Below are 24,898 nucleotides of genomic sequence, written 5' to 3' on the forward strand. Positions count from 1 at the left end.
GCGACTTTGGTATGTGTCGAAGCATGTCCTGACCGATTTTCAACGGGACACCAAGCAAGTGTCCCAAGGAAAAGACAGTCAAAAACAGTACCAACCAAGAACCGCCGAAACCTTGTCCAGCGACCTCAATCAGCCCGCACGCTGACCATCCAAACACCCTGTTGAGTTCTCAAACAACACGCACTAATCAGATCTGAAACTTCTTGGAAGTTCCTCTCCGACCGGAGCGGCTCCAGTAACTTACCAGACCGGTTTTCGGGCCGTTTTGGCCCCCCGATCGATTCGTTCGGAGTTTTACCCTTTTGGTTCTGGGCCAGGGCCTTTCGGCTTTCCTGTCCGTTTCCCCCTCGGGCAAAGACAAATTTACGCGACCTGGAAACGGGGTTCGCAAGGGGGGTGCGTGCTCGGCGCCACACCCTTGCGAACCACACGTTTTTGCAGGTCAGTCCGCAATTGGGGCTATCGCTTGCGACGTTTGCCCCTGGCTTCCTCTTCTTTCGCGACCCTTTCGAGCACCTCAGCGCGGCGTTCCTTGCGCTCGGCGAGGCGTTCGTCGGCGCCCTTGCGGTCGCTGACTTCGAATCGGGCGTCGGTGCCACGGGGGCCGACGGTCGCGACGATGTTCGGGTCGGTCGGCTGCCACTCGAACTCGTGGTCCCCGATGCGGACGTACGAGCCGGGCACCGCGCCTTCCTTCACGAGTGCGTCTTCGACACCGAGGTTCGCGAGTCGGTCGGCGAGGTAGCCGACCGCCTCTTCGTTCTCGAAGTTGGTCTGGCTGATCCAGCGCTCGGGCTTGGCGCCGGAGACGATGAATTCGACGTCACCCTCGAACGCGGGCTTCACCCTCTTCACCTTGAAGCCGGAGTCGTCGACGGCGATCGGGCGGATCACCGCGCGGGTCGCCTCGACCGGCGGCTGCGCTTCGCGGAACTCCACGACCTCCTTGGCGAAGGCGAAGTTGAGCTCCTTCAGTCCTTCACGGCTGACGGCGCTGACGGCGTAGATCGGCCACCCGTACTTCTCGAGATCGCCGCGGACGTACTCGGCGAGTTCGCGGCCGTCCGGGAGGTCGATCTTGTTGAGGACGATGATGCGCGGCCGGTCGGCGAGGCCGCCGTACTCGGCGAGCTCGTGCTCGAGGGCGTCGATGTCGGAGACCGGGTCGCGGTCGGACTCGAGGCTGGCGCAGTCGACGACGTGCGCGAGGACCGCGCAGCGCTCGATGTGCCGGAGGAACTGGAGTCCGAGGCCCTTGCCGGCGGCCGCGCCCGGGATGAGGCCCGGGACGTCCGCGATGGTGTAGGTCGTCTCTCCGGCGGACACGACGCCGAGGTTCGGGGCCAGGGTCGTGAACGGGTAGTCGGCGATCTTCGGCCGGGCGGCCGACATCGCGGCGATGAGGGAGGACTTGCCCGCGGAGGGGAAGCCGACGAGGCCGACGTCGGCCACGCTCTTGAGTTCGAGGACGACGGAGAGCTCATCGCCGGCCTCGCCGAGTTCGGCGAAGCCGGGGACCTTGCGCTTGGAGCTGACGAGCGCGCGGTTGCCGCGGCCGCCGCGGCCGCCGTGCGCGACCGTCACCTCGGTGCCGTTGCCGGTGAGGTCGGCGAGGATCTCACCGTCGGCATAGATGACGGTGCCGTTGGGCACGGACACCCGGATGGACTCGCCGTTGGCGCCGTCCCGGTTGGACCCTTGGCCCTGCTTGCCGTTGCCGCCCTGGAGGCGGGTCTGGAAGTGGAAGTCGAGCAGGGTGTGCACATTCGGGTCTACGACGAAGACCACATCACCCCCGTGGCCGCCGTTGCCGCCGTCGGGTCCGCCGAGCGGCTTGAACTTCTCACGGTGGACCGACACACAGCCGTTGCCACCTTTACCGGCAATGACCTGGAGATTCACGCGGTCTACGAAACTTGTCACCGTCCAAGCGTAGCCACCTCGGGGACCCCCGGAGACGGTGGCCGCAGCACATGCTAAAGTTTCTCCTCGTGCGAGAGACACCGGCGCGAAAGTGCGGTAGAAGCTCAAACATCATGCGCCGCTAGCTCAACTGGCAGAGCAGCTGACTCTTAATCAGCGGGTTCGGGGTTCGAGTCCCTGGCGGCGCACCACACAAGAGGTCCTGGTCACAGGGCCTCTTTTTGGTTTCCCGGACAGGGTGTGGAAAAGGGCCCGGCAGCCGTTCGGCCGCCGGGCCCTTCGCGATCTCAGAACTAGGAGAGGTCGCCGAACATCTCGCTCGATTGGGTGACGAAGTCCTCGAGCACGGCGGTGGCGGCGGCCTCTTCGACGCCTTCGCCGTCCCACAGTGTCGTGTAGACCTTGACGTCGAGACTGCCGAGCGCGACGTGGAGCGTGAGGCTCTTGTAGCCGTCGCTGGCCTGCGTGTAGAAGCTGCCGGCGTCGCCCAGTTCGGTGTACTCGCTGAACTCGTAGCCGTTCTCCGAGTTGTAGTAGTCGGCGTCCGACTCGACCCAGTAGACCGTGTCCTCCACGGTCTCGTAGTCGGAGATGGTCAGGTTGACCCCGGTGATCTCCGCGTTGTAGTACGAGCAGGTGAGCGAGCCGAGCCCGTTGGAGCTGGACTCGCTGCGGGTGGTCTGGTCCGGGTCGACGGGGCCGTAGGCGTCCTCGAAGGCGCTGAAGTCGAAGGCGTCGCAGGCGTCGGAGTTCAGCTCGACCGTGCCGGAGCCGCCGCCGTCGTCGCCGCCGTTGTCCTGGCCACCGTCATTGCCGCCGTCGTTGCCCCCGTCGGCACTCTCGCTCGAGCCGTCGCCCCCGCCGCCCTCGTTGGTGTCCGAGCTCTGGGTGCGCTGCACCACCAGCAGGATCACGGTCATGATGATGACGAGGACCGTCACGACCGCCCCGCCGATGAGCCACAGGTTGTTCTGCTGCGGCGGCTGCGGGGACGGGCCGCCGTACTGCGGCGTCGGGTAGCCCGGCTGCGAGGGGTAGGTCATCTGGTCCGCTCCATGGGGATCGTTCGTGCTTCGCACTCACTCTAACGCCGTGCGTCCAAGCCTGTTCGCCCGGAGTTTGCCAGCCGGGGAAACGTGGAAGGCGCCCGCGATGCCTAGACTGGGCGCATATCCGACCCTTCCTACCTCGATTGGTCCACTATGGCGAACGTATTCCATGCGCATCTCAACGAGCTCAACGAGCTCCTGGTCGAGATGGCCCGCCGCGTCAGCGACGCGGTCGAGCAGGCGGGTGCGGCGCTGCTCGAGACCGACACGGCCGCGGCCGAGGCCGTGGTCGCCGCGGACGACCAGGTGAACGCGTTGCAGTTCCGGGTGGACGACCGGATCGTGGAGCTGATGACGCAGTACGACCCGGTCGCGACGGACCTGCGGTTCGTGCTGGGGGCCGTGCGGATCTCGGTTGACCTGGAGCGGATGGGCGACCTGGCGAAGCACGTGGCGAAGTCGGTGCTCCTGCGCGCGCCCGTGCCGGTGATCCCCGATTCGCTGCGGGCGGACTTCGCGGCGATGGGCGCGGCCGCGGTGCACCTCTCGCAGAAGCTGGTGACCGTGCTCGAGGAGCGCGACCACCTGCAGGCCTCGCAGATGGGGCTCGACGACGACGAGCTCGACGCGATCCAGCAGCGCATCCACGCGCAGGTGCCGAGCCTCGGCTACGGGCCGCAGACGGCCGTGGACGTGGCGCTCCTGGCGCGGTTCTTCGAGCGCTTCGGCGACCACGCCGTGCGCATCTCGCACCAGGTCGTGTACCTCGTGACAGGGGATGTTCACCTGGATCGTTCATAACGGTCCGATCACAGCCGGGCCGATACCCGGTAAAACCGCCTGTTCAGAGGGGTACCTCCGGCAGGTCTCAGTTCACTGTTGCGAATCGCGCTCAGTCGTTCACCTTGAGTTCAACTCCAAGTCAGCGGGTGAACACCGGGTCTGGCTTTGATGGTTGCGGACAGTGAAGCAGTAGCCCGGCCGAGCGCCGGGAGACGGAGTAGAGACCAGCTGTGAACATGAAACTGAACCGCAGAGCCATCATCGGCGGCATCACCGCCGGCACCCTCGCTTTCGGCCTGGCGGCCTGCGGCGGCGGAAACGGCGACGAAGAGGGCGGGTCCGGCGACCTCGCCTCCGGCGAGATCAACGCCTCGGGCGCGAGCTTCCCGGACGCCTTCTACGCGGCGGCCATCGAGGCCTACGCCGAAGTGAACCCCGACCTCATGGTGACCTACAACGCGACCGGCTCCGGCACGGGCAAGTCCGAGTTCGGCGAGGGCCTGAACGACTTCGCGGGCACCGACTCGCTGGTGAAGGACGATGACGGCGTCGAGGCCGGCAGCTTCCAGTACATCCCGACCGTGGCCGCCCCGATCACGGTGTCCTACAACCTGCCCGGTGTCGACGCGCTGCAGCTCCCCCAGGACGTCCTGGCCGGGATCTTCGTCGGCTCCATCACCACTTGGAACGCCTCCGAGATCGCTGAGGCGAACCCGGGTGTGACCCTGCCGGACACCGCGATCACGCTCGCGGTCCGCTCGGACGGCTCGGGCACCACCACGAACTTCTCGAAGTTCCTCGAGGCGGCCTCGCCCGACGTCTGGACCCTCGGCTCCGGCGACACCATCGAGTGGCCGGGCAACGCCGTCGCCGGTGAGAAGAACACCGGTGTCGCGCAGGTCATCCAGAGCACCGAAGGCGCGATCGGCTACGTCGACCTCGCCGACGCCACCGAGGTCGGCCTCGTGACCGCCTCCATCGAGAACGCGGACGGCGCCTTCATCGCGCCGACCCTCGAAGGCGCGACCGCCGCCCTCGCCGGCGCCACGGTCGAAGCCGACCTCTCGTACAACCCGCTGAACGCGGCCGGCGCCGAGGCCTACCCGATCACCGCGCCGACGTACATCCTCATCCGCACCGAGTACGAGGACGCGAACGTCGCCGCCGGTGTCAAGGAGTTCGTCAACTACCTCATCACCGACGGCCAGGACCTGGCCGCCGACAACGGCTACGCGGCGCTGCCCGAGAGCCTGCAGGAGCAGGCCGTCGAAGCGCTGAACTCGACGATTGCCGACTAGGAACCCCGGATCCGATCACCCCAACGGCCAGCGCGCCGCTGGGGTTTTCGGCCGTTCCACCGACGAAACCGGAGAGAGAACCTTGACCGCAACGGCAACCCCCGAAGCCCCCGCCGAGGTCGACCTCGGCGGCGAGGCCCGCTCCCGCAGGGCCGACTGGGGCTTCCGGGCCCTGGTGACCGCGGCCGGGCTGACCGTCCTCGCCGTACTGGGCCTGATCCTGGTCACGACCTCGCTGCGCAGCGCCCCCGCGTTCCAGGACGAGGGCCTGATCGGCTTCATCACCGGCACCCGCTGGGCGCCCAACGACGACGTGCTCGGCACCTTCCCGATGCTCTACGGGACGCTGATCACCTCGCTCATCGCGATGGTCATCGCGGTGCCCGTCTCGATCGGCATCGCCCTGTTCATCACCGAGGTCGCCCACCGGCGCACCCGCAAGTACATCGTGACCGTGATCGACCTCCTCGCCACCGTGCCCTCGGTGGTGTTCGGCCTGGTCGCGGTCCTCGTGGTCGTCCCGGCGATCACCCCGGCGTACCAGTGGTTCGCCGACCTCGTCGCGCCCGTGCCCGGCCTGAACGCGATCTTCGACGAGTCCAACACCGGCCGCAACTACATCACCGCGAGCCTGGTGCTGGCGATCATGGCGGTCCCGATCATCACCTCGATCGCGCGCGAGGTCTTCGCGACCGTGCCCGAGACCGACAAGCAGGCCGCGTACGCGCTCGGCGCCACCCGCTGGGAGATGGTCAAGGGCGCGATCCTGCCGCACTCCTTCGGGGGCCTCGTGGGCGCCTCGATGCTGGGTCTGGGCCGCGCGATGGGCGAGACCATCGCGGTGGCGCTGGTCATCGGCGGCGCGACCTCCATGTCCGCCAACCTCTTCGAGCCCGGCAACACGATGGCCGCGATTATCGCGCAGCAGTGGGGCGAGTCGAGCGGCCTGCACCAGGACGCGCTCATCGCGATCGGCGTGGAGCTGTTCGCGATCACCGTGCTCATCAACTTCCTCGCCCGCGTGGTCGTCCGCCGCGCCGAGATCAAGATGAAGGGGGCCCACTCATGACGAGCCTCAACACCGCCCCGGACCTGACGGGGCGCAACCTGTCGAAACGGCGCGCGTTCGCCAACCGCACCGCGACGCTCCTCATCGGCCTGTGCGTGCTCATCGCGGCCCTGCCGCTGGTGCTCGTCGCATGGGAGGTCGTCACCCGCGGCGGCTCGGCGCTGAGCCTCGGCTTCCTCACCGAGGAGATCCCGCGGAACTACCGCACCGCGGGCCCGGGCATGGGCCCGGCGATCCTCGGCACGCTCGCCATCACCGGCATGGCGGCGCTGATCGCGATCCCGGTGGGCGTCCTGGGCGCGGTCTACCTGAACGAGTACGGCAAGAACAAGCCGCTCGCGCGGTTCATCCGCACCATGGCGGACGTCATGACCGGCGTGCCGTCGATCGTGATGGGCCTGTTCATCTACGTCGCGTACGTGGTCGTCATCGGCGAGAAGGTCGGCTTCGGCGGCTCGCTCGCCCTGGCCTGCCTCATGCTGCCGATCGTGATCCGCTCGGCCGAGGAGATGCTGCGGCTGGTTCCCGACGAGCTGCGCCAGGCCTCCGCGGGCCTCGGCGCGCGCAAGTGGCGCACCACGATGAGCGTCGTCCTGCCTTCGGCCTCTTCGGGCATCACCTCGGGCGCGCTGCTCGCGGTGGCGCGCGCGGCGGGCGAGACGGCGCCGATCATCGTCACGGTGGGCTTGACGTACATCTACAAGCCCGACCTCTTCTACGGCGAGAACACGACCCTGGCGGCGCAGATCTACCGCAACGCCACGCAGCCGTTCGCGGCGTCGCAGGAGCGGGCCTGGGGCGCGGCCCTCACGCTGATCGCGATCGTCTTCCTGTTCACGATCGTCGCGCGCGTGATCGCGGCGCGGTTCGCCATCGACAAGCGCTAGTACTGCTCGGTCTCTACGCCGCGGCCCCCGCACCGGTGCGGGGGCCGCTGCTCTGCACGCGAAAGGGCCCCCCCCAAACCGCGGGGGCCGTTTCGGGTCGCGGGGCGCGCCGAGGCGAAACGGCCGGTCACGTAGTTCTCGGTGCGCTCGTCCGAAGGCGTCGTGAAGATGCGCTGCGTGTCGTCGAACTCGACGAGGACGCCGGTGCGGGTGTCGCTCTGCTCGTTCACCTCGGTCGAGAAGAACGCGGTCTTGTCCGAGACGCGGGCGGCCTGCTGCATGTTGTGCGTGACGATCACGATCGTGAACTGCTTGGCCAGGTCGACCATGAGCTCCTCGATGCGGGCCGTGGCGATCGGGTCGAGCGCCGAGCACGGCTCGTCCATGAGGACCACCTCGGGCGCCAGCGCGATCGTGCGGGCGATGCAGAGGCGCTGCTGCTGGCCGCCGGAGAGGGCGAGGGCGCTCTGCTTGAGCTTGTCCTTGACCTCGTCCCAGAGCGCGGCCTTCTTGAGGGAGTCCTCGACGATGGCCTCGCGCTCGGCGCGCGGCACGCCGTGGATCCTGGGGCCGTAGGCGACGTTGTCGAAGATGGACTTGGGGAAGGGGTTGGCCTTCTGGAAGACCATGCCGATGCGGCGGCGGACCTCGACGGGGTCGACGCCGGCGCCGTAGACGTCCTTGCCGTGGTAGGAGACCGTGCCTTCGACGCGGGCGCCGGGGATGAGGTCGTTCATGCGGTTGAGCGAGCGCAGGAGGGTGGACTTGCCGCAGCCCGAGGGGCCGATGAGCGCGGTGATCTCGTTCTTGGCGACGGTGAAGGTGACGTCCTTGACGGCGTTGTAGGCGCCGTAGTAGACGTTGACGCCGCGGATGTCGAAGACGGTGGGGGCGCCGTGGCCGGCCGGTCCGTGCTGGGGTGCGGGCGCGGTGTTCGCACCGATCCTGCGGGGATCGACGGTGCGGCCGAGCGCCGAAAGCGACGGGTCGCTCATGGTTTCTCCTTCTGCGCGAGGCAGGTGTGGAAGCGAAGCGGGCTGCCGCGACTGTAGGCGCGGCGGGTGGCCTCGGGTTCGATCCGGGGTGAACCGGGAGTGAATCCGCGGGCCCGGGTCGGTCTCGCCGGTGCCGGGCGGTTCCGCGGCGTCCCTCGCTCGCCGCATGTGGGCCGAAACTGGACGCGGGGTCCTTCGGGCGGCGATACTGGCCGGATGAGATTTGTGGTGCGGTTGGTCTTGACGGCGCTGGCGCTGTGGCTGGCCACGGCGATCGTGGGCGGCATCCACTTGTACGGCGACTCGGTGCTGGAGCGGTTCTTCTCGCTCGTGCTGGTGGCCTTGGTGTTCACGGTGGTGAACACGTTCGTGAAGCCGCTGATCATGCTGATCGGGTGCGCGCTGTACGTGTTGACGCTGGGCCTGTTCGGGCTGGTGGTGAACGCGCTGATGTTCTGGTTGACCGGCTGGGTCTCGGAGCAGCTCTCGCTGGGCTTCTACGTGGACGGGTTCTGGCCGGCGTTCTGGGGCGCGATCATCGTGTCGCTGGCGATGTGGCTGATGGACCTGCTGGCGCCGCGCAAGCCGGCGGCCGAGGAGTAGCGGGCGTGCGAAACGGGGGCGGCCGTGCGGCCGCCCCCGTTCTGCGTTCTCGGCCCTAGAAGGGCAGTCCTGTGGACGGTCCTGTGGGGACGTCGCGGACGTTCTTGTCGCGCTTGGCGTTCTTGGCGGGGCTCGCGGCGTTGAAGGGCATGGGGCCCTGCGGTCCGGGTGCCTTGCCGAGTCGGCGGCGCATGATGTTCAGGTTGTGCAGTCCGGCGAGCGCGTAGGTGCGGATCCGGGCGAACTGCTTGGCCTTCTTGGCGGTCTTGAGTTTCTCGACCGCGTTGTAGTGGAGTTTCCGCGCGCGGTCGAGGGCCGCTGCGGCTTCGAGGTCGCCCACGGAGACCGGGGCGATCTTGAGCTGGTTGCCGAGGAGTTCGGTCCAGGCTTCGGCGTCGGCCTTGGCCCTGACTTTTCGTCGGCGCTTGGTCTCGATGATGGATCGCAGGCCGAGAACGGCTGCGAAGATGAGGACGATCGCGACGATTGCGATGAACGCGATGGCAGAGGTTTCAATGGCGTCTTTCATCGTCACCCCCCGTGACCAGTGCTGATGATGTTGGTACGAATATTATTCCATTCCCGCCCCGCATTTGTGAAAGTCCCCCTGGTTCGGGCGATTTCATCTGCGCCGCACAGAAATGCCGCGGATCGGGCGTCCCACGGCGGGCGGTTTTGGGGTTCCAAGTACCCGGAAATGCCGATGTCGAACCGCCCCGTCCCAACATATGCAATAGTGCGCATGTTAGCATTCGATGACGGCGGGGACTCCACCGCCGAGGCCCGGTTCGCCGCTTGGCGACGCCTGCGAGCCATAGATTCGTGCTACCCGCACCGAGATGAAGGGGGCCGCCCGCATGGGCCACGACCACTCACACGCCGGAGCCGCCTCGCTCGGCTCACGCCACCAAGGCCGGCTGTGGCTCGCCCTCGGCCTGGCGCTCGCCGTGATGGCCGCGGAGGCGGTCGCCGCCTGGTACACCCATTCGCTGGCCCTGCTCTCGGACGCCGGGCACGTCGCCGGCGACGCCCTCGGGATCGCGATGGCGCTCGCGGCGATCATCGCGGTGCGCCGCTCGGGCGGGCGCCCGCGCCGCACCTACGGGATGTACCGGCTCGAAGTGCTGGCGGCGCTGGCGAACACGGTGCTGCTCTTCGGCGTGGCCGGTTTCGTCATCATGCAGGCCGTGCGCCGCCTCGGCGAGCAGCCCGAGGTCGAGTCCGGGCCGATGCTCGCGGTGGCCGTGTTCGGCCTGGCGGCGAACGTCACGTCCCTGCTCCTATTGCGTTCTGCCGCCACCGAGTCGATCAACGTGCGCGGCGCGTATGTCGAGGTCCTGGGCGACGCGATCGCCTCGCTCGGCGTGATCGCCGCCGCGGTGTTCATCGCCTTCACCGGCTGGTACGCGGCGGACTCCGTGGTCGCCGTCGGCGTGGGCCTGTTCATCCTGCCGCGCGCCTACCGGCTGGGCCGCGACGCGCTGCGCATCCTCCTCCAGCACGCACCGGTCGGCGTCGACCCGAAGGCCGTCGAAAACGCATTGAATGCACTCGAAGGGGTGAAAGAAGTCCACGATCTCCATTTGTGGACTTTGACTTCGGGTATGGACGTCGCGACGGTGCATCTCGCGGTCGACGCGGGTGCCGACCCCGGAAGTGTCCTCGGCGACGCGCAGCGGACGCTGGCAGAACAATTCGACATCGCGCACGCGACGGTCCAAATCGAGCCCGGGAGCGCGGAGGCCGCCTGCGGCACACCGCATTGGTGAAGCGCGGCAGTCGTTCTGTCCGGTACCTGATATTGACGGATAGTCGACGATCGCCTTGTTGCGCAATGGTTAAGCTCGACACCGTCCTGGGGACTCGAATGCTCCTTGGAAGGAGGAGATCCATGTTGACCCACACATGGAGGAAGAGCAGCAGGTCAGGCCCCAATGGGGCCTGCGTGGAGGCCAGGCTCGCGGAAGCGGCCGTGGAGATCAGGGACACCAAGCTGACGGTGAGCCCGATCCTGCGCGCCAGCCGAGCCGACTGGCGTTCGCTGCTGCGGACAACCGGCAGGTAAGAAGGACGGGCGAGGGGGCGGATGCGGAATCGGTTCCGCGTCCGCCCCCTTGCTGTGCCCGTTAAAGCGAGGACTTGAGGTTCTGGGCCTGCTGCTCGATGAACTCGAGACTGCGGCCCGGGTCGAGCGCGGCCGAGCGCAGGTACCCGAAGATCTCGTGGAAGGGCTGCACGTCAGCGCCCTCCTCGTACACGTCGCCGTTGTGGCCTTCGATGTAGACCACGTCCGGGTGGCGGTAGCCGGGGTCGACCTCGCCTTCAAGCGGGCCGAAGCCGAGGATCGTGAACGAGGAGAGCATGCCGGGGTAGGCGCCGCCCTCGAACGGCAGCACCTGGAGGTGCACGTTCGGGAGCGAGCCGAGCTCGAGCAGGTTCTGCAACTGGTCGATCATGACCTTCGGGCCGCCGAGCACGCGGCGGATGGCGGCCTCGTCGATGACGTTCCAGATCTTCAGGTCCCCGCGCAGCCGCTGCTGGCGCTCCATGCGCAGGTCGATCCGCTCGGTCATGAACCGCTGCGACTGCTCCGGGACCATCCCGAAAGTGGCCGTGGCGTACTCGCGGGTCTGCAAGAGGCCGTTGATGATCAGGCCGTCGTAGACGTTCAGGCTGGAGGCGTCCTGCTCCAGCCCGATGTAGGTGGCGTACGGCGGGGAGATGGTGTCGGAGTACCGGGCCCACCAGCCGCGCTTGCGGCCGTCCCGGGCCAGGCGCACCAGCTCGTCCACGAGGTCGGAGTCCTCGACGCCGTAGACCTCGACGAGGGCCTGGACGTCGCGGGGCTTGATCCCGACCCGGCCGAGTTCCATCCGGTAGATCGTGGAGCTGGTGACCTCGAGGGCCGCGGCGGCGTCGTTGGCGTCCTTTCCGGACTTCTCGCGCAGGTCCCGGAGGATCTTCCCGGCTCGGCGGCGGCGGACAGTGGGACTGCCGGTCGAAGGCATCGCCTTGCCTCCCAACTTCTTCGGCAGATCGCTCTCAGCGTTGTCGTTCGATGTTCCCATTTGACACCCTGATCTCTCCGGATTCGGTGAGGACGCACCGAGAGAGGTGGAGGACTTCTGGACCGCTCACCCGGTAACGTCAGCTGTTCTCAACTGCGGCCGCCGGCGTCGCCGAGACCGATCGTCCGAGTCTCGCCTGCGCGGCCGCGGGGCGGGAGGAATCGCCACCCGATCCGGTTATACCTCTTGCATCCAAATTCTGCATGTGCAATTCTACTGTACGGAGGGGCTATCCGCCTCCCCTCGACTGTACCGATTCGACACCGCGACTCGGCATCGACCAGGTCACACCGGACCTTGACGCCCGGATACCAAGGGCCACAAGCGATCCCAACCCATCGAAAGTTCTGAAAGGCAGCCCGCCTTGCGAAGTCCGTACACACTCGACAACCCCCCGCCGGACGAGCCGCCCAGCGAAGTGCTGGTGCCGAGCCTCTGGCGCGTGCAGGCCCGCTGGTGGAAGCGGCACACCCCCGCCCTCGACCAGCGCAGCACCAAGCACCCCGTCTGCGGGCACTGCAGCCAGTCCTGGCCCTGCCACTCGTGGGCGTGCTGGGACGGCCAGCTCGGCCAGGCCGTCGCCGGTCAGACCCTCCCCTGCCCCCTCCCCGAACCCGCGACCTCCGTGCACGCCATCGGCGCCGTCGTCGCCGCCGCCAAGTCCTAGCGGCCGGCGCCGCGGGCGGATCGCGGCGCCGAAAAATCCTCGATCGGGCCGAAGTTCGCCCGATCCAGCGCGTAGCCTCAGCCGCCGCCGTTCGTTAGTCCCTCAGAACTGGTCCGACACTGGACGAAACGACGCTCGCCGACTTCGCCAAGAGCTGCGAAATCACGGCCCGCGAGCTTCGCCGAGGAGGGGAAAGCCGCCGGATGCTGAGCACTCGCAACCTCAAGCCTGGCGTGGTCCTGGACGGGCGGTACCGGCTCGAACGCCGCATCGGCGGCGGTGGCATGGGCGACGTCTGGGAGGGCGTCGACACGATCCTCTGGCGCACGGTCGCGATCAAGGTCCTCCTCGCCGACCTCGTGGACGACCGCGGTTTCCGCGAGCGCTTCCGCCGCGAGGCCCGCGCGATCGCCGTCATGCAGGGACCCGGCGTCGTCGAGGTCTACGACTACGGCGAGATCGAGGACGAGGACGCCCAGCTCGCGTACCTGATCATGGAGTACGTCGACGGCAAGCCGCTCTCGCGCCTGCTCGGCCTGTGGGGCAAGCTCAGCCCGGCCGACTCGCTCCGCGTCGTCGGCGGCGTCGCCGAGGCGCTGCACGTGGCCCACAGCGCCGGAATCGTGCACCGGGACATCAAGCCCGGCAACATCCTCGTGCGCGCGGACGGCTCGGTCGTCCTGGTGGACTTCGGGATCGCGCGCGTGAGCCACAACCTGACCCTCACGACCACCGGAGTCGTGCTCGGCACGGTCACCTACATGTCCCCCGAGCAGGCCGCCGGCGAGAACCTCACACCCGCTTCGGACCTGTACTCGCTCGGAGTCGTCGCCCACCAGTGCCTGGCGGGCTCGCCGCCGTTCAAGGCCGACACCCCGCTCGGGGTGCTCTCCGCGCACCTGCGCAACGCACCGCCGCTGCTGCCCGCCGAGATCCCGTACGAGGTCACCGAGATCGTGCGCCGCTCGCTCCAGAAGGACCCGTCGGCCCGCTGGACCGATGCCGCCGAACTCGCCGAGGCCTGCGCCGAGACGCGCGCGGCGATGCTCGCCAACCGCGCTCCCGCCATGGCGCGCACCAGGGTCCAGCCCGCGCGACCGGCCGCGATCGGCAGCGGCGCGGTGAGCGCCGTGGGCCCGCCTTCGGGCACGCACCGGCGGCACGAGGGCGACATGGGCGCGCGCGTCGGCCCGCAGCCGGCGCATCAGACCGGACCGCAACCACTGCCGCGCGCGACCTCGACGCCGCACGAGCCGCACCCGTCCACGCCGCCGCACACGGACGGGCACACGCTGCCGCCGTTCACCGGCGCGCACACCGGGGCGCACGCGGTGGCCCCGCCGACCGGGCCCACCGGCGCGGCGCCGGTGCCCGCAGACGAGGCGCCTCGACGCCGCCGCGGCCTGTGGAGGGCACTGGCCGGAACGCTCACTGCGGTGGCGGCCATCACCGCCATCGCGATCACGCTGCCGTGGGGCGAGGACGACCCGACCGGCACGCTGCCGACCGGCGAGACCGGCCTCGACGGCGCCGAAGTCCAAGGCCAGGACGGCGACGGCGGTTTCTGGGAGGGCGGCGGCGACGACGGCGAGGACGAGGAGCCCTCGGCCGACCCGAGCGAGACCGCGACGGACGCGGGCGCGTCGCAGCCCGCCGAGGGCACGGCTTCGGCCGGACCCTCGCTCACGCCGAGCGGCGCGCCGAGCACTTCGGAGAGCCCGTCCCCGCCGCCGCCCGCGAAGACGTCGGTGCCGAACGTGGTCACGCAGTCCGAGGCCGACGCGCGCTCCCGCATCGAGGAATCGGGCCTGGTCGCGGCGGTCGACTACGAGGGCGAAGGCGAGACCCGCTGCGGTGTGGTGCGCCAGTCCCCCAGCGGCGGAAGCGAAGTCGAAGAGGGCACCACGGTCCAGCTGACGGTGAAGCGCGCGGCGGACGCCGAAGGATGCAAGCCCGAGTCGGACCAGACGGAAGCCCCGAACGAGGAGCAGTAGCGCTCGGTCTGATTGGACGATGAGTCGGCGCTGACCTGAGATTCACCGCGTCGAGCTCGCTGAGCAAGGTGTCGCGGCCAACGGCCAACGGCCAACGGCCAACGGCCAACGGCCAACGGCCAACGGCCAACGGCCAACGGCCAACGGCCAACGGCCAACGGCCAACGGCCAACGGCCAACGGGATGATGATCCGCTTCGGCCCGGCTCGGGGTCCTGCGACCGGGTTCACAACCTCGAATTGTCACGAAGCAGGGCGCTGATCGATCTAGGAGTCAACACCGTTCGACTCGAAGGGAACTCCCCCATGATCGTCATCATCGGCGCCACCGGACCGGTCGGCCGCTCCGCCATGGAACTGCTGCGCGAGGCCGGACACGCTGTCACCGCCGTCACCCGCAACCCGGCCGCGCTCCTGCCGGAAGGCGTGCGCGTCATCAACGCCGACCCGTCGCAGCCGGGCTCGCTCGACGAGCACTGGGAGGGCGTCGAAGGCGTCCTGCTCAGCCCCCGCGCAGCCGGGCCCGAGGCCGCGAACCTGCTGAAAACCGCTGCAGCCCAAGGCGTGCAGCGTGTGGCCGTGATCTCCTCGGCCACGGTCGTCCACCCGGCGGGAGAGCCGCGGTTCGCCGCCGGCTTCGTCGCCGCCGAGCGCGCGGCGGAGGACTCCGGCCTGGCGTGGACGCACCTGCGCTGCACGGACTTCGCCACCAACACCCTCGCCTGGGCCCCGCAGATCCCCAGCGGCGCAGTGCGCGGCGCCTACGCGAAGGCCGCCTCGTCCACGATCCACGAGCGCGACATCGCCGCCGTCGCCGTCAAGGCCCTCACCGAGAGCGGGCACGAGCACCGCTCCTACGTGATCACCGGACCCGAATCACTGACCCAGACGCAGAAGGTGCGGCTGATCGGCGAGGCGATCGGCCGGCACCTCGAGTTCGTCGAGCTCGCGCCCGAGCAGGTGCGGGCCGCGATGCTCGCCCAGGGCCTGCCCGAGGAGATCCCCGCCCGGCTGCTCGGCTCGCTCGCCGACTTCGCCCGCGAGGCCGGGCCGAGCACCGACGCGGTCGAGCGCGTGCTCGGGCGGCCCGCGTCGACGTTCGGGCAGTGGGCCGTCGAGCACGCCGCCGCGTTCGGCGGCTGAGCGGCGCGGACGCGAAAGCGCCCAGCGGCCTTCCGGTCGCCGGGCGCTGCTTCACTTGCGGGGCAAGGCCGTTACTGGCCCGCCGCGTTCCTCGCGGCCTCGAGCTGGTCGAGCGCCGCGAGCAGGGCGTCCAGGGCCGCGCCCTCCTGCTCGTTCGAGCCGGAGGCCTGCGCCTCCTCGTACGCCGCCTGGGCCTCGAGGACCTGCGCGATCGCGGCCTCGACTTCCGGCGGCTCGGCGGTCGGCGGCGCCTCGCTCGAAGGCGCTTCGCTCGGCGTCTCCGACGGCGTCTCGCTCGGCGTCTCGCCGTCCGACTCGCCCTCGTTCTGCTCGGCCTCGCTGGGCGCTCCCGAGACGTACTTGTCGACCACCATGTTGACGGCCTCCTCGAACGTCGGCGCGAAGCCCACATAACCGCCGTAGCTGATCGCGACGTTCGTGAGCCGCGGCAGGTCCTCGCCCTGGCCGCCCGCCTGCCGTCGCAGGTACATCGGTTCGAGGTACAGGATGCCGTCGCCGACCGGCAGCGCGAGCAGGTTGCCCCACTCGACCGTGGTGCCGGCCTGCGTGGCGTCCCGGAGCGTCGTCACCACCTCCGATGTGGACGTGATGATCTGGTGTATCTGCCGCACCGACTGGTCGTCGCCGCCCACCACGTCGTAGATCTGGAGGCGTGGATCGCCGTTCTCGTCGTAGTAGCCGGACATGAGGCTGGCCAGCGCGTTCTCGCGGTTTCTCGGCGTGAAGGTGCTGGTGAGCTGGAAGTACGGCTGGGTCTGCTCCGGGTAGGTCGCGTAGACGTAGTAGGCCGGCTGGATGACCGGCGACTGCTGCGACGGGTCCTCGGGGGTCGCCCAGGCCTCGCTGCCCTCGATGAAGGTGCGGGCCTCGTCGACGTGGAAGCGCTGGAGCAGGTTGCGCTGGATCTTGAACATGTCCTGCGGGTAGCGGAAGTGCGCTTCGAGGGAGGCGGGGATGTCCTCCTTCGGCGTGATGAGGTCCCCGCCGTAGATCTCGTTCCAGGCCTTCAGGATCGGGTCCTGGTCGTCGAACTCGTAGAGCTTGACGGAGCCGTCGTAGGCGTTGACGACAGCCTTGACGGAGGAGCGGATGTAGTTGATCTCCTCGTTGGCCTGATTCGCGACGCCCTGGCCCGAGTAGGTGTCGTTCGTCGCCTCGGCGAGGTTGACCCGGTCGGAGTAGGGGAAGTCGTTGGTCGTGGTGTAGCCGTCGACGATCCAGACGATCTCGCCGTCGACCACGGCCGGGTAGGGGTCGGCCTCGACGGTGAGGAACGGGGCGACCTTCTGGACGCGCTCGCGCACGTTCCGGTTGTAGAGGAGCTGTGACTCGTCGTTGATCTGGTCGGAGAGCAGGAAGCGGGGCTCCTGGAACTCCCAGGCGTAGAGGAGTCGGCGGCCGACGGAGCCGATGTCGATGCCGCCGTCGCCTTCGTAGGTGGTGTAGCGGTCGTCGCCGATCTCCTCGGCGTCCGCTTCGCTGGAGTCCTCGTCGCTGACGGCGACGTCGGTGGGCCGGTCGTACTCGCGGGGCGTGTCGCCCTCGGGGACGCCGACGATCGCGTACTCGTTGTTCAAGAGCCCGTAGTAGATCTGGGGCTTCTCGACGTCGATGATGTCGTTGCCGATCTGGCAGTTGCCGGGGTCGTCGGAGAGGACGCCGGAGGTGAAGCAGGGGGCGCCGCTGTCGCTCTCGGTGGTCGAGGCGGAGACGAAGCCCCAGCCGTGCGTGTACACGGTGTGGGCGACGGTCCAGTCCTGCTGCTCGTCGGTGAGCTGGCCCGGGTTGAGTTCGCGCAGGCCGACGACGAAGTCCTGGGTGACCTCTTTGCCGTTCTCGTCGGTGTAGGTGTAGCGGTCGATGTCGAGCTTCTCGTTGAAGTCGTAGAAGCTGCGCGGCTGCTGGGCCTGGGTGAAGGCGTCCGAGACGACGAACGGGTCGATGAGTCGCACGAACGGGACCGTGGACTGGTCGGCGGCCATGGCCTCGGCGTTGGGCTGGGAGGCGACCGGGTAGGTGGTGGTCTCCAGGTCCTCCATGCCGTAGGCGTAGCGGGTGCCGTCGATGGTGTGCTGGGCGTAGGGGCCTTCGCGCTGGGGGCGGTTGGGCTCGACCTGGAAGTTGCGGACGACGGCGGGGTAGATGCCGCCGGCGGCGATCGCGGTGACCACGACGAGGCCGAGGGCCGCGGCGGGCAGCGCCAGCGAGCGGGTGAAGCCCCAGGAGAAGACGAGGATGACGACGGCGGCGATGAGGGAGACCCAGATGAGCGCGTTCTTGGCGTTCATGAGGGCGGTCATCTCGGTGTAGCCGCCGCCGACGATGCCGGTGACCTGGTTGTCCTGGGTGGTGAAGTCGAAGCGGTCGAAGTAGTAGGCGACGGCCTTGAGCCCCAGGAAGAGCGCGACGAGCACCGAGAGGTGGATGCGCGCGACGTTGGTCATGCGGTCGCCCTGGCCGGAGAAGCGCAGCGCGCCGTAGAGGTAGTAGGCGCTGAGGGACGCGAGGATGCCGACCACGACCGCGGCGAAGCCGAAGCCGATGAGGAACTGCCAGAAGGGGAGGCGGAAGACGTAGAACCCGGCGTCCATGTGCAGGACGGGGTCGGGGTGGTCGAAGCTGCCGCCTTGGCGGAACAGCAGCCAGGTCTCCCAGCGGCTCTGGGCGGACATGCCGGCGAAGATGCCGATGATGGCGGCGACGCCGCCGATCCACCAGCCGGCGCGCGGCGAGATGAGTTCGCGGTAGCGCTCGAGGCCCTCCTGCTCGCTCGTGGCGGGCCAGGTGTCGGGCCGGAAGCGGTAGGCGAGGTAGAGGTTGAGGCCGGTCCAGGCGGCCATCGCCAGGGCGAAGACCCCGAAGAGCCCCAGGCGGGTCCACATCATGGTGGAGAACACCGAGGTGTAGCCGACGGAGTCGTACCAGAGGTAGTCGGTGCGCAGGCCGACGAGCCAGCCGAGCACCGAGAGGAGGACTATCGCGCCCACCAGGAGTATCAGGACGTAGCGTCCTCGTCTGCTCATCCGTGGGGGGGTGGGCGTCCGGTTCGCCACTGCAGCAACTCCTTCACGTCTCGCGGCCCGGGGTCAGCAGGTCGTGACTTCCCCGCCGGCCGCTAGGGACTCAAGCGCCGAGACCGCGTCCTCGAGCGTCTCGACTCTGACAATAGTCATATCTTCGTGCGGAACGGTGACGGCGTCCGAACAGTTGGCGGCGGGCGCGAGGAAGACTTCGGCGCCCAGTTCGACGGACGCGGTCACCTTCTGCTGGATGCCGCCGATGGGGCCGACGTTGCCTTCGGGGTCGATCTCGCCGGTGCCGGCGATGACCTTCCCGTCGGTGAGATCGCCCTCGGTGACCCGGTCGACGATGCCGAGCGCGAAGATCAGGCCGGCCGAGGGGCCGCCGATGTCGAGCGCTTCGGTGTCGATCTCGATGTTGTACGGGTCGTCGTGGGTGGATTGGAGATCGGCGTCGCCGAGGGTCACGCCGGGGACTTCGACGGGGGCGCCGGCGCGGGTGACGGTGACCGTGGTTTCGCTGTCGGCGTAATCGGCGAGGTCTTGGAGCGAGGTGACGGCGGTCCCGTCCACGGCGGTGAGGACGTCGCCGGCGACGAGGCCGCCGGAGTCGGCCACGACCTCGATGACGGCGGGCTCGCCGAGGTAGCCGAGGGCGGCCTGCTCGGCGTTCGACTGGGACTCGGCCCAGTCGGCCTCCTGCTCCTCGGCGATGTCCTCCTCGGATTCGCCGGGCGGGTAGACCAGGTCTCGGGGCACGATGGCGTACTCATTGGACAGCCAGTAGCGCAGGGCCTGAACGAGGGTCACCGACTGCTTGACGCGCACGGTGGTGAGGCGCAGCTCCCCTTCCGAGGCGTATTCGGGGTCGGCGCTGATCATCTGGTGCTCGACCCCGTCGACCTCCTCGGCCCCGAGGACGTTCTCGGTCGGGCCGGGGCTGAAGACCACGTAGGCGACGTCCATCGAGAGCGCCTGCCAGGTCAGCAGCGCCACCAGGACCGCACCCAACAGGACGGTGATTCCTCGCCTTCGCATGCGCGGAAGCCTACATGCCGTAGCCCACAGGCGTGTTCGGCCCGCAGCGAACAGGGCGCCTTCAGATCGGCGGGCCGTGGCCCGCGACCCCCACTCTGACGTACGGTTGGCCCATGGGCTCCGACATTCCTTTCGGCTTCGGCAACCTGGGCGGCGACCTGCCCGATCCGAACGACCCGCGCGTGCAGCAGATGATGCAGCAACTGCAGCAGATGATGGCGCAGTCGCTCTCGTCCGGACCGGTCAACTGGCAGCTCGCCAAGCAGCTCGCCGAGTCCGAGCTGAAGGCCGAGAACACGGTCGGCCCCGCCGAGCAGGCGCACGTCGCCGAGGCGGTGCGCCTCGCCGACCTGTGGCTCGACTCCGCCGTGAACTGGCCTTCGGGCGTCACGGCCACTGACGCGTGGACCCGCAAGCAGTGGATCGCGCAGACCGAGAACTCCTGGAAGCAGCTCGCCGAGCCGCTCGCCGCCCAGATGGGCGAGGCGATGCAGACGCTCGTGCCCGAGGAGATGGCCGGGATGCTCGGCCCGATGGCTGACGTCATGAAGGGCGTCGGCTCGGCCCTGTTCGGGGCGCAGATGGGCCAGGCGCTCGCGAAGCTCGCCGGGGAGGTGCTCTCCTCGTCCGAAGTCGGTCTGCCGCTTGGCAAGACGGGCGTGGCCGCGCTGCTGCCGGGGAACATCACCGAGTACGCCGCGGGCCTGGAGCTGCCGGTCGAGGAGGTGCGGCTCTACGTCGCGCTCCGCGAGGCCGCGACGCACCGGCTCTTCACGCACGCGACGTGGCTGCGCTCGCACCTGCTGGGCGCGCTGGAGGCGTACGCGCGGGAGATCAGCATCGACGAGTCCGCGATCGAGGAGGCCATGTCGGGCATGGACCCGATGGACCCCGAGGCCGCGGCGACCCTGGACCTGAGCGAGGTCTTCAAGACCGAGGACACCGAGCAGCAGAAGGCGGCCCTGTCGCGCCTGGGCACGACGCTGGCGCTCATCGCCGGCTGGGTGAACACGGTCGTGGCCGAGGCCGTGGGCGAGCGGCTGCCCACGATCGACCGGCTCATGGAGGCCGCGCGGCGCCGCCGGGCGACCGGCGGACCGGCCGAGCAGACTTTCGAGGCGCTGGTCGGGCTCGAGCTCGACCCGGCGAAGGTGCGGGCGGCGACGCAGCTGTGGCAGTCGCTCACCGAGGCGCGGGGCATCGAGGGGCGCGAGGCGGTCTGGGCGCACCCTGACCTCATGCCGAGCGCGGGCGACCTGGAGCACCCCGAGGGCTTCGCCACCGTCTCCGAGGCGCTCGAAGACCTCGACATGTCGATGTTCGACCAGCTCGCAGTCAACGACCCGAAGGACCATGACGACGAACCTGGCGACGGAGACGAGGAGCCTGGGGAAAAGTAGCCCCCGGTCCGCGCCGTCCCGCTAAGCGGAGCGCTCGCTGGCCTCGGCGTCGGCGATGCCTTCGAGGTAGCCGCGGGCCCGCTCGGCCTTGGAGTAGCGGCCGACCATCTCCCAGAACGGGCGCGAGTGGTCGGGATGGACCAGGTGCGCGAGTTCGTGGAGCAGGACGTAGTCGATCACCCATGAGGGCATCATCATGATCCGGCGGGAGATCCGGATCGTGCCGTCCGACGGGGTGCACGAACCCCACCGGCGCTGCTGGTTGTCGACCCAGCGAACGCTCCTGGGGGCGGCGCATTCGGGGTGCTCGGGGTAGTACCGGCTGGCGAGCCTGACGGCCCGCTCTCGCAGGGCCGCGTCGGACGCGCGGCCGTCTCGGGCCTCGCGCTTCCGCAGTCTCGCGAGCATGTGGTCGATCCACTCCTGCTCCTCGGTCTCCGAGAAGGCGTCAGGGATCATGACGACCACGCGGCCTCGTTCTTCGTAGGCCGCTACGGTTGCCCGGCGTCGGGGAGAGCGCCGCACTTCAACGGGGGGATGCACTTTGCGCGCCATGAACGCACACTAAACCCGGGGGGTGACAATCGCATAACGCGGATGTCGCGATTGCGGTGAGAGCAATGAAATGCCAAGAAAATCCCCCCGCCGATTTCCCGCAGAGTGGGATCAGACGAGGGGTTGGGGCCGTCCGGCCCCGAGGTCACGATTCCTTGCCGAGAATCCGGTTCATCTTGGTGCCGCAGACCGGGCACGTCCCCTTCGCCATCCGGCGGCCCGAGTCCGAAACGACCACGGTGCCCTCGAAGTCGCGCTTCTCGCGGCACTTGACGCAGTAACCGGTGTAGGTCTTCGTCGCTTGAACCACTGGTTTCCCCCTGTTGTGCGCGGGCCGTCGTGCGGACCCTGTTGCGACGGTCACTCTGTGCGACCGTCCGGCCTCAGAATGCCACAGATTTCACGCCTGTAAGCCCCGCCGCGCCGCTTCACCCGGGAGGGTGACATGAGCACGGCACTCGAGTGGGACCAGGCGGGGTCCGCGCGGGGCGGAGGCGTAGCGGACTCGCGGTCGCAACGGGGACGCCGGGAAGTGCCGAGACAGATCGACATGGCGTGCCCGTGGCGTCGCCGAGTGGCGCTTCGCCGTGAGAGCATTGGGAACGTGAGCGACAGGCATGGACCCGCCCATTCGGGTGACGACCTCCCGCGCCGGGCGTTCTCCCGGGGCATGAAACTCGCCTCCCTTCCCCTGGGGCTGGCGGGCCGAGCGACCGTGGGGCTGGGCAAGCGCGTGACCGGGCTCGCCGACGAGATCCTCAGCGAGCAGGCGCAGCGGCGCACCGCCGAGCACGTGTTCAGCGTGCTGGGCCAGCTCAAGGGCGGCGCCATGAAGCTCGGCCAGGCCCTCTCGATCTTCGAGGCGGCCCTGCCGGAGCACCTGGCCGCGCCGTACCGCCAGGCCCTGACGAAACTCCAGAACGCCGCTCCCCCGCTGCCGGTGGCCAGCGTCCACGGGGTGCTCGAGCGGCAGATGGGCGCCGACTGGCGCGAGCGGTTCGTCGAGTTCGACGACGCGCCGTCAGCGGCAGCGAGCATCGGACAGGTCCACCGGGCGGTGTGGAAGGACGGGCGGCAGGTCGCCGTCAAGATCCAGTATCCGGGCGCGGGCGACGCGCTCCGCTCCGACCTGCGGCACCTCTCGCGCATGGCCCCGATGTTCAAAGTGCTGCAACCGAACTTCGATGTCAAGAAGATCACCGTCGAGCTGCGCGAGCGGCTGCTCGAAGAGCTCGACTACGAGCTGGAGGCCGCGACGCAGCAGCAGTTCGCCGAGGCCTTCCGGGACGACCCGCTCATCGTGGTGCCCGAGGTGGTGCACGCCAGCGGCGAAGTGCTCGTGACCGAGTGGATCGCGGGCCGGCCCCTCTCGGAGGTCATCACCGAGGGCACGCAGGACGAGCGCGACGCCGCCGGACTGCGGCTGGCGACCCTGCACTTCTCGGCGCCCAAGCGTGCCGGACTGCTGCACGCCGACCCGCACCCGGGCAACTTCGCGATCGGCGAGGACGGCCGGCTCGTGGTCTACGACTTCGGCGCGGCCGCGCGCATGCCCGGCGGGATGCCGGTGCAGGTGGGCCGGTTGACGCGGCTCACCCTCGACGGAAAGGCCGACGACGTGGTCGCGGGCCTGCGCGGCGAGGGCTTCGTCCCGCCGGGGCTCCAGATCGACGCGAAGGCCATGCTCGACCTGCTCCAGCCGATGCTCGAACCGATCGCGGGCGAGGAGTTCCAGTTCTCGCGCGAATGGCTGCGCAAGGAGAGCACCCGCCTGACCGGCCAGGGCTCCGAGGCGGCGAAGCTGAACAAGCAGTTGAGCTTCCCGCCCTCGTATCTGCTGATCCACCGCGTGACGATGGGCTCGATCGGCGTCCTCTGCCAACTCGGCGCGACCGCGAAATGGCGCTCGATCCTCGAGGAATGGCTCCCGGGCTTCGACGACCCGGAAGGCACCGACCCCAACCGCTGACCGGCTCCCGCCGACCCGGAGGGGCCTGCTCCGGCCACGATCGCCGACCCCTGCAACGAGCAACGCTCACATCCGCGTGCTTGTCGCACCCCCGCGAGACCATTGATCCGGGGGCGGTTGCGGATGCCCGAAATGCGCAGACCCTCCGAGACACTCCCAGGCACAACACTCGAGCCGCACAACAAAAGGGGCCCATCCCCTCTCAGGGATGGACCCCTTCAGCCAACGCGGTTAGTGCGTCGTCAAAGTCGGCCCCGGCGGCGGTGACGCCCCGTGTATCCGGCTTCCTTCCACAGGCTCCGCATCCGCAGCCTTCCGACACCGCCGAGCAGCGGGTTCACGGGCTCCATCGGGCGGATCGCCTCGGCCTCCCCGACCAGCGAGGGTCCGAGATCCTTGACGCCGACATCCTTCTTGAGATGACGGCTCAGATGGTCGACTGTCATGACACCGTCACCCCCGCGAGCGCGAGTTCCCGGGTCCGCTCGGCCAGCTCCTGCTGGGCGGCCTGCTCGATGAGCGCGGCGTCCTTGCGGGGCCGGCCACGGGGCCGCTTGCGGGCCACGACGTTCCCCTTCTCGAAGATCTCGCCGCCCCAGACGCCCCAGGGCTCGTGGCGCTCGAGCGCGCCGGCCAGGCAGGCGAGGCGCACCGGGCAGTCGGTGCACAGGGACTTGGCGAACTCCAGTTCGGTGGGCTGCTCCGAGAACCACAGGTCCGCGTCGTACTCGCGGCAGGCCAGGTCGCCGCCGGTCTCGCGGGCTTGGTCACGAAGCTCGGGCCCGATGAGGGTGTCGGTCATGAACTCGGTCTCCTCTCTCATCTCGATGGTCTTCTCGACGTTCGGTCGCATCAGTGCTGTGTGAGGACTCAATTGCTCAGCAATCTGTCTCGTCTGTCTTCAACTGGTGGGCCGCGACCTTGTCGATTTACGACTCGCAAACTCGTGGAGCCTGCGTTTCAGCCATACAAAAAGGCCGCGATCCCTGGGGCGGGATTCGCGGCCTCGAGAGTTCCGAGCGGGCTTTGCTATAAGCCCTTTCGATGTTCTCGAGGCGGTCTCCCGCGGGTGGCGCCGTGACGCTTCTCGGAGCCGGTAACCGGCTGCCAACCGAGGCCTGCGAACGTCTCGCGGCCACGACCAAGAACGGCATTGGCGCCCATATCGGTGTTGTCAATGGTCTTCACGGTGCTCAGCGTCGTGATCTGGACAGCGCCGGGCAGAGTGGTGCCACGGACCGGAGCGGAGACGGGCGCGATGTGCCGATAGACGGCGACTGCTTCGAATGCCACGCCGAGCGGCGTCGTGCTCTGGGTTTCACTGAGCAGCTTCATCGTCTGTCCCCTCCCTTCGGGTTCCGTGGTCAACATTGGTCTTCATCTCCTTGTGCCGGGTACATGCCTGACTATCCAGTCA

23 protein-coding genes, 1 tRNA gene and 1 pseudogene are annotated in these 24,898 nt (G+C 68.8%); 13 read left to right on the forward strand and 12 right to left on the reverse strand.

Annotated elements, in window-relative coordinates; translation table 11 throughout:
* Nucleotides 1-459: 459 nt before the first annotated feature.
* Nucleotides 460-1,923: a GTPase ObgE gene (obgE, locus tag O2L01_RS21750; RefSeq protein ID WP_270124142.1), complete on the reverse strand. Its 1,464-nt coding sequence runs from the start codon at nt 1,921-1,923 to the stop codon at nt 460-462.
* Nucleotides 1,924-2,038: 115 nt separating this feature from the next.
* Between obgE and O2L01_RS21755 the strand changes: the two genes are divergently transcribed.
* Nucleotides 2,039-2,114, forward strand: a tRNA-Lys gene (locus O2L01_RS21755).
* A 102-nt stretch (nt 2,115-2,216) separates the two neighbouring features.
* Here O2L01_RS21755 and O2L01_RS21760 read toward each other — a convergent pair.
* The gene (locus O2L01_RS21760) at nt 2,217-2,966 is read right to left on the reverse strand and encodes a hypothetical protein (protein ID WP_270124143.1); all 750 of its coding nucleotides are present in this window, start codon (nt 2,964-2,966) and stop codon (nt 2,217-2,219) included.
* Between the two features lie 159 nt (nt 2,967-3,125).
* On the opposite strand from O2L01_RS21760, the gene phoU reads away from it, so the two are divergent.
* From phoU to pstA, 4 genes are all read left to right on the forward strand, one after another.
* Nucleotides 3,126-3,773 carry a phosphate signaling complex protein PhoU gene (gene phoU / locus O2L01_RS21765; protein ID WP_270124144.1) on the forward strand — a complete coding sequence of 216 codons (648 nt, stop codon included), beginning with the start codon at nt 3,126-3,128 and terminating at the stop codon, nt 3,771-3,773.
* A 218-nt stretch (nt 3,774-3,991) separates the two neighbouring features.
* Entirely contained in the window at nt 3,992-5,053 is a 1,062-nt protein-coding gene (gene pstS / locus O2L01_RS21770) for a phosphate ABC transporter substrate-binding protein PstS (RefSeq protein ID WP_270124219.1), read from the forward strand.
* A gap of 82 nt (nt 5,054-5,135) precedes the next feature.
* Complete coding sequence (gene pstC / locus O2L01_RS21775) at nt 5,136-6,122, forward strand: phosphate ABC transporter permease subunit PstC (RefSeq protein ID WP_270124145.1); 987 nt, start codon at nt 5,136-5,138, stop codon at nt 6,120-6,122.
* A complete protein-coding gene (pstA, locus tag O2L01_RS21780) occupies nt 6,119-7,009 on the forward strand; it encodes a phosphate ABC transporter permease PstA (RefSeq protein ID WP_270124146.1) in 891 nt (296 codons plus the stop codon). The genes pstC and pstA overlap by 4 nt, the downstream gene beginning before the upstream one ends.
* Nucleotides 7,010-7,125: 116 nt before the next feature.
* On the opposite strand, the pseudogene pstB reads toward pstA, so the two are convergent.
* Nucleotides 7,126-8,004, reverse strand: a pseudogene (gene pstB, locus O2L01_RS21785) (phosphate ABC transporter ATP-binding protein PstB); the annotation flags it as partial.
* Nucleotides 8,005-8,220: 216 nt separating this feature from the next.
* Between pstB and O2L01_RS21790 the strand changes: the two are divergent.
* Nucleotides 8,221-8,607, forward strand: a complete 387-nt coding sequence (locus tag O2L01_RS21790; RefSeq protein WP_270124147.1) for a phage holin family protein — start codon at nt 8,221-8,223, stop codon at nt 8,605-8,607.
* A gap of 55 nt (nt 8,608-8,662) precedes the next feature.
* Here O2L01_RS21790 and O2L01_RS21795 read toward each other — a convergent pair whose 3' ends face one another.
* On the reverse strand, nt 8,663-9,136 hold the full coding sequence (locus O2L01_RS21795) for a hypothetical protein (protein ID WP_270124148.1): 474 nt from the start codon (nt 9,134-9,136) through the stop codon (nt 8,663-8,665).
* A gap of 328 nt (nt 9,137-9,464) precedes the next feature.
* Here O2L01_RS21795 and O2L01_RS21800 point away from each other — a divergent pair, with 328 nt between their 5' ends.
* Entirely contained in the window at nt 9,465-10,376 is a 912-nt protein-coding gene (locus tag O2L01_RS21800; protein ID WP_270124149.1) for a cation diffusion facilitator family transporter, read from the forward strand.
* 122 nt (nt 10,377-10,498) lie between these two features.
* Nucleotides 10,499-10,672 carry a DUF397 domain-containing protein gene (locus O2L01_RS21805; protein ID WP_270124150.1) on the forward strand — a complete coding sequence of 58 codons (174 nt, stop codon included), beginning with the start codon at nt 10,499-10,501 and terminating at the stop codon, nt 10,670-10,672.
* Between the two features lie 61 nt (nt 10,673-10,733).
* Here O2L01_RS21805 and O2L01_RS21810 read toward each other — a convergent pair whose 3' ends face one another.
* Nucleotides 10,734-11,675: a helix-turn-helix domain-containing protein gene (locus tag O2L01_RS21810; protein WP_270124151.1), complete on the reverse strand. Its 942-nt coding sequence runs from the start codon at nt 11,673-11,675 to the stop codon at nt 10,734-10,736.
* Between the two features lie 364 nt (nt 11,676-12,039).
* Here O2L01_RS21810 and O2L01_RS21815 point away from each other — a divergent pair, with 364 nt between their 5' ends.
* The 3 genes from O2L01_RS21815 to O2L01_RS21825 all read left to right on the forward strand — a co-directional run bounded on the left by O2L01_RS21815 (nt 12,040) and on the right by O2L01_RS21825 (nt 15,478).
* Complete coding sequence (locus O2L01_RS21815) at nt 12,040-12,342, forward strand: hypothetical protein (protein ID WP_270124152.1); 303 nt, start codon at nt 12,040-12,042, stop codon at nt 12,340-12,342.
* A gap of 203 nt (nt 12,343-12,545) precedes the next feature.
* Nucleotides 12,546-14,336, forward strand: a complete 1,791-nt coding sequence (locus tag O2L01_RS21820; RefSeq protein ID WP_270124153.1) for a serine/threonine-protein kinase — start codon at nt 12,546-12,548, stop codon at nt 14,334-14,336.
* 305 nt (nt 14,337-14,641) lie between these two features.
* Nucleotides 14,642-15,478, forward strand: coding sequence for an NAD(P)H-binding protein (locus tag O2L01_RS21825; protein ID WP_270124154.1), 837 nt, complete (start codon nt 14,642-14,644; stop codon nt 15,476-15,478).
* A 71-nt stretch (nt 15,479-15,549) separates the two neighbouring features.
* Here the strand turns inward: O2L01_RS21825 and O2L01_RS21830 are convergent, their stop codons facing one another.
* Both O2L01_RS21830 and O2L01_RS21835 read right to left on the reverse strand, forming a co-directional pair.
* Nucleotides 15,550-18,522 carry a UPF0182 family membrane protein gene (locus tag O2L01_RS21830; protein ID WP_270124155.1) on the reverse strand — a complete coding sequence of 991 codons (2,973 nt, stop codon included), beginning with the start codon at nt 18,520-18,522 and terminating at the stop codon, nt 15,550-15,552.
* A 63-nt stretch (nt 18,523-18,585) separates the two neighbouring features.
* Complete coding sequence (locus O2L01_RS21835; protein WP_270124156.1) at nt 18,586-19,557, reverse strand: YlbL family protein; 972 nt, start codon at nt 19,555-19,557, stop codon at nt 18,586-18,588.
* 113 nt (nt 19,558-19,670) lie between these two features.
* On the opposite strand from O2L01_RS21835, the gene O2L01_RS21840 reads away from it, so the two are divergent.
* Nucleotides 19,671-20,957, forward strand: a complete 1,287-nt coding sequence (locus O2L01_RS21840; protein WP_270124157.1) for a zinc-dependent metalloprotease — start codon at nt 19,671-19,673, stop codon at nt 20,955-20,957.
* 21 nt (nt 20,958-20,978) lie between these two features.
* Here the strand turns inward: O2L01_RS21840 and O2L01_RS21845 are convergent, their stop codons facing one another.
* Together O2L01_RS21845 and O2L01_RS21850 are read right to left on the reverse strand one after the other, a co-directional pair.
* Complete coding sequence (locus O2L01_RS21845; RefSeq protein WP_344469375.1) at nt 20,979-21,512, reverse strand: M48 metallopeptidase family protein; 534 nt, start codon at nt 21,510-21,512, stop codon at nt 20,979-20,981.
* A 145-nt stretch (nt 21,513-21,657) separates the two neighbouring features.
* The gene (locus O2L01_RS21850) at nt 21,658-21,822 is read right to left on the reverse strand and encodes a DUF5679 domain-containing protein (protein ID WP_270124158.1); all 165 of its coding nucleotides are present in this window, start codon (nt 21,820-21,822) and stop codon (nt 21,658-21,660) included.
* A 360-nt stretch (nt 21,823-22,182) separates the two neighbouring features.
* Between O2L01_RS21850 and O2L01_RS21855 the strand changes: the two genes are divergently transcribed.
* Nucleotides 22,183-23,481, forward strand: coding sequence for an ABC1 kinase family protein (locus tag O2L01_RS21855; RefSeq protein ID WP_344469387.1), 1,299 nt, complete (start codon nt 22,183-22,185; stop codon nt 23,479-23,481).
* A 242-nt stretch (nt 23,482-23,723) separates the two neighbouring features.
* On the opposite strand, the gene O2L01_RS21860 is transcribed toward O2L01_RS21855, so the two are convergent.
* The 3 genes from O2L01_RS21860 to O2L01_RS21870 form a co-directional block, all read right to left on the reverse strand.
* Nucleotides 23,724-23,927, reverse strand: coding sequence for a hypothetical protein (locus O2L01_RS21860; protein ID WP_270124160.1), 204 nt, complete (start codon nt 23,925-23,927; stop codon nt 23,724-23,726).
* Entirely contained in the window at nt 23,924-24,283 is a 360-nt protein-coding gene (locus O2L01_RS21865; RefSeq protein ID WP_310286611.1) for a WhiB family transcriptional regulator, read from the reverse strand. Before O2L01_RS21865 ends, O2L01_RS21860 begins: the two co-directional genes overlap by 4 nt.
* Before the next feature lie 227 nt (nt 24,284-24,510).
* Nucleotides 24,511-24,816, reverse strand: coding sequence for a hypothetical protein (locus O2L01_RS21870; RefSeq protein WP_270124162.1), 306 nt, complete (start codon nt 24,814-24,816; stop codon nt 24,511-24,513).
* Nucleotides 24,817-24,898 lie beyond the last annotated feature (82 nt).

The organism is Glycomyces lechevalierae (genome assembly GCF_027622945.1).
Taxonomy (GTDB): domain Bacteria; phylum Actinomycetota; class Actinomycetes; order Mycobacteriales; family Micromonosporaceae; genus Glycomyces; species Glycomyces rutgersensis.